The sequence below is a fragment of the Amycolatopsis sp. NPDC031561 genome (assembly GCF_055580625.1).
The window spans coordinates 1-1,368 of sequence record NZ_JBVILA010000059.1; the positions used below are offsets into that span (position 1 = coordinate 1).

Consider the following 1,368-nt stretch of genomic DNA (forward strand, 5'->3'; position numbering starts at 1 on the left):
CCGTGTCGCGAAAGCCACAGTGATGATGATGTGTACGGACGGGGGCCTGGCAGGGTCTGGCCCGGAAAGCCACTGACGCTCTTGGCGGGGTTGTCTTGCGAAAGATCTGCCGGCTCGTGCTGTGGTCTCCGTTCGTGCACGTCACCAGGCCGGGGGATGTGACTTGATAGGAGCCTGTGCCACCAGGACACCCATCACTGTGTTGTCCATCCCCGGCCCGGTACGTGCCACCCCGATCCGATCAGCGACATGGGATGGCCGAGACCAGAATGACCGATCAGCAGCATGCCGTCGACACGACCCGGGTGACCGGCGGGGTCGACACGCATAAAGACACGCACACCGCCGCCGCTCTCGACCACCTGGGCCGGGAAGTGGGGACCCGCACGTTTCCCGCTACCACCAGCGGATACGCCGCACTGCTGGCCTGGCTGTCCGGATTCGGCACGGTCACCGCGGTGGGTGTCGAGGGCACCGGTTCCTACGGCGCCGGTCTCGCCCGCCACCTGACCGCTGAAGGCGTCACCGTGGTGGAGGTCAACCAGCCCGACCGGCATACCCGCCGCCGCAAAGGAAAGACCGACACCCAGGACGCGGTCAACGCCGCCCGCGCCACACTCTCCGGCCGGGCCGGCACCATCCCGAAAGCCGGGACCGGGCCCGCCGCGGCCGTCACCGCCCTGCGCACCGCGATGACCGGCGCGGTCAAATCCCGCACCGCCGCGCTCAACCAGCTCGACGCCCTGATCATCACCGCACCCGCCGCCCTGCGCGAAACCCTCACCCCGCTCACCGGCAACGCCCTGATCATCGCCTGCGCCCGGCTCCGCCCCGGAACCGACCTCACCACCCCGCTCACCGGCGTCAAAACCGCGCTACGCCGCCTCGCCCGGCGCATCCAGCACCTCACCGACGAAATCACCGACACCAAAACAGAACTGGCCACCCTGACCCGGCACGTCATGCCCGCCACCACCGCCATCTTCGGCGTCGGCCCCGACACCGCCGCGCAACTCCTGACCACCGCCGGCGACAACCCCCACCGCATCGACACAGAAGCACGCTTCGCGCACCTCTGCGGCACCGCACCCATCCCCGCCAGCAGCGGCCGCACCGACCGCCACCGACTCAACCGCGGCGGCGACCGCCACGCCAACGCAGCCCTCTACCGCATCGCCATCGTCCGCATGCGCCACTGCCCCCGCACCCGCGCCTACATCCAACGCCGCACCACAGAAGGCATCCCCAAACGCCACATCATCCGCTGCCTCAAACGCTACATAGCCCGCGAAATCCACCAAGCACTCATCACAGACCTCACCAACCTCAACCACACCCCTTGACATCAATAGGAGCATCTTTCGGGAC

1 protein-coding gene is annotated in these 1,368 nt (G+C 68.3%); it reads left to right on the forward strand.

Annotated features, from left to right (window positions below; translation table 11 throughout):
- Nucleotides 1-254 precede the first annotated feature (254 nt).
- Nucleotides 255-1,343, forward strand: coding sequence for an IS110 family RNA-guided transposase (locus tag ACZ5IK_RS45190; protein WP_465493359.1), 1,089 nt, complete (start codon nt 255-257; stop codon nt 1,341-1,343).
- Nucleotides 1,344-1,368: the final 25 nt, after the last annotated feature.